Annotated in this window: 3 protein-coding genes; all 3 read left to right on the top strand. The window is 66.8% G+C overall.

Features of this window, described 5'->3' with window-relative positions; translation table 11 throughout:
- The coding region (locus VEG08_02310; protein ID HXZ26811.1) for a helix-turn-helix domain-containing protein at positions 1-277 on the top strand (277 nt) is incomplete at its 5' end.
- Positions 278-518: 241 nt separating this feature from the next.
- Entirely contained in the window at positions 519-1,139 is a 621-nt protein-coding gene (locus VEG08_02305; GenBank protein ID HXZ26810.1) for a hypothetical protein, read from the top strand.
- A gap of 131 nt (positions 1,140-1,270) precedes the next feature.
- Positions 1,271-2,827, top strand: a complete 1,557-nt coding sequence (locus VEG08_02300; protein ID HXZ26809.1) for an acyl-CoA carboxylase subunit beta — start codon at positions 1,271-1,273, stop codon at positions 2,825-2,827.
- The last annotated feature ends 60 nt before the right edge of the window (positions 2,828-2,887 follow it).

Genomic DNA, 2,887 nt, shown 5'->3' with positions numbered 1-2,887 from the left:
GTACCCCTGGCCGGGCAACGTGCGCGAACTCCGCAACCTGCTGGAGCGCGCGGTGGTCTTCGGAGCGGGCGGGGAGATCCGGGCGGAGGAGCTGCCGGCCCAGGTGCGGCAAGGGGCAGTCCGCGGCGGCGAGGCCAGGATGTCGCTGGAGGAAGTGGAGCGCGGCTACATCGCCGAGGTGCTCGACCACTGCCGCGGCAAGAAGGGCCGCGCGGCCCAGATCCTGGGCATCAGCCGCAAGACCCTGCTGGAGAAGAGGAAGAAGTACCACCTCTAGACATCAGACGCCAGACCTCAGACGTAAGCCAGCACTCGGCATTCAGCCAAGCAGGAACACCCGGGCCGACGACCGAGGACAGAAGGCCGACGGCCCCAGGCCAACGACCAACGGCTAACCACGAAGGGCTGCTGTTGTCACTTCCGGTACGCGCGGTTGCGGGCGGGGCAAAGGGAGTTAGAGTAGGGCCATGCGAGCAGTGCGAATTTCCTTCCTGGCTGTATCCGTGATGGTCCTAGGCATGTTGCCAACCATGAACGCGCAGGTGCGCGCCCAAGAAGCCCCGGCCGCGACGGCGGCGGCCACCGCGCCGCAAGTCCCGCCGGAGGTCACCCAGATCGTGGCCAAGCAGTTCGGGGGCTGCTTCCAGATCGCCACCGAGCGTTCCCCCATCAAGGTGCAGTACCTGCACCCGGTGGTGGAGCCCTGGTTGACGCACTTCGTCACCGACCTGGACGGCGACGGGGTGGAAGACCTGGTGGTGGTGGCGCGCTGCAACGATCCGCTGATCGGCGCGGCCGACTACGACTACACCGTAGTGGACCCCTATTTTGCCTCCAACGGTTACGGCAACCCGCGCATCACCGCGCAGTTCTCCAGCGGCGACCCGGGGCGCAACAACCTGGTGCTGGTCATCCTGGGAAGCGGGCCGGAAGGGTGGAAGGCGGAGAAGCCCAAGGCCAAGTGGGTGTTCATCAACCTGCCCTTCGACCACATCGCCTCCAGCCACGTCATCCTGGGGAAGAAGAAGAAGGAACGGAAGCTGGCGGCCGTGGGCCTGGAGGAGAACGAGGACGGCGGGGCCTCGGTGGTCTTCTGGGACGGCAAGCACTGGCGCTGGCAGGACGTGACCGGACACTGACCGCGTCGGGTGATCGGATGATTCTGGGGCGCGGCTGAAGCCGCGCCCCTTGTGTCTGCGACCTCCCTGGAAACCTCGAAACCTGCTCCTCCTCACTGCGCCGGGCTGGGCCTGCGGCTATAATTCCCGGCATGAAACTCGAGGAAAAGCTGGCAGAACTGAAGAAGCGGGACGGGCTGGCGGAGGCCGGCGGCGGGGCCGAGCGCCGCGAGCGCCAGCACAAGGAAGGCAAGATGTCGGCGCGGGAGCGCATCGAGTTCCTGCTCGACGAGGGCACCTTCGAGGAGACCGACAAGCTGGTCACCCACCGCTGCACCGACTTCGGCATGCAGGAGCAGAAGGTCTACGGCGACGGCTTCGTCACCGGCTACGGCCGCGTCGAGGGCCGGCTGGTCTTCGTCTTCGCCCAGGACTTCACCGTCTTCGGAGGCTCCCTGTCGGAGGCCAACGCCGCCAAGATCTGCAAGGTCATGGACCTGGCCATGCGCGTGGGCGCGCCCGTCATCGGCCTGAACGATTCCGGCGGCGCGCGCATCCAGGAAGGGGTGATGTCGCTGGCCGGCTACGCCGACATCTTCCTGCGCAACACCCTGGCCAGCGGCGTGGTGCCGCAGATCTCCGCCATCCTGGGACCGTGCGCCGGCGGCGCCGTCTACTCGCCCGCGATCACCGACTTCATCCTCATGGTGGACAAGACCTCGTACATGTTCATCACCGGGCCGGACGTGATCAAGGCGGTCACTCACGAGGAGGTCACCAAGGAGCAGTTGGGCGGGGCGGGGCCGCACAACGAGGTCTCCGGGGTGGCCCACTTCCGCGCCCACGACGACGCCGAGTGCCTCTCCATGATCCGCGAGCTGCTCAGCTTCATGCCCTCCAACAACCTGGAGGACCCGCCGCGCAAGCCCGCCACCGATCCCGCCGACCGCGCCGACGAGTCGCTGGACACGGTGGTGCCGGCGGAGTCCAACCAGCCCTACGACATCAAGGACGTGGTCCACGCGGTGGTGGACGACGGGTACTTCTTCGAGGTGCAGGAGCACTACGCCAAGAACATCGTGGTGGGCTTCGCCCGGCTGAACGGGCGCCCGGTGGGCATCGTGGCCAACCAGCCCGCCTACCTGGCGGGGGTGCTCGACATCGCCTCTTCCATCAAGGGGGCGCGCTTCGTGCGCTTCTGCGATTGCTTCAACATCCGGCTCATCACCTTCGAAGACGTGCCCGGCTTCCTGCCGGGAGTGCAGCAGGAGCACGGCGGGATCATCGCGCATGGGGCCAAGCTGCTCTACGCCTTCGCCGAAGCCACCGTGCCCAAGCTCACGGTGATCACGCGCAAGGCCTACGGCGGGGCGTATTGCGTGATGGCGTCGAAGCACATCCGCGCCGACGTGAACTACGCCTGGCCCACGGCGGAGATCGCGGTGATGGGGCCGCAGGGGGCGGTGGACATCGTCTACAAGCGCGACCTGGCCAAGGCCGCGGACAAGGACAAGGACAAGATGCGCAGCGACAAGATCGAGGAGTTCCGCGAGCGCTTCGCCAATCCCTACGTGGCGGCGGAGCGCGGCTACGTGGACGCGGTCATCCGGCCGCGCGAGACGCGCCCGCGCCTCATCCGCGCCCTGGAGATGCTCGACACCAAGCGCGACAAGAACCCGGCCCGGAAGCACGGGAATATTCCTTTGTAGACGTCAGACGTCGGACCTCAGACGTCAGATGCTGGGTGGTGACTGAGTACGAAAGGGAAA

Source organism: Terriglobales bacterium, assembly GCA_035624475.1.
GTDB lineage: Bacteria > Acidobacteriota > Terriglobia > Terriglobales > Acidobacteriaceae > DASPRL01.
Note: the sequence above shows the minus strand (reverse complement) of the source record. Positions and strands in the feature narration are given on the sequence as shown.

Bases quoted from the DNA above. Each gene is read 5' to 3' on its own strand.
- VEG08_02300 (HXZ26809.1), top strand. From the start codon at position 1,271: ATGAAACTCGAGGAAAAGCTGGCAGAACTGAAGAAGCGGGACGGGCTG.
- VEG08_02305 (HXZ26810.1), top strand. From the start codon at position 519: ATGTTGCCAACCATGAACGCGCAGGTGCGCGCCCAAGAAGCCCCGGCC.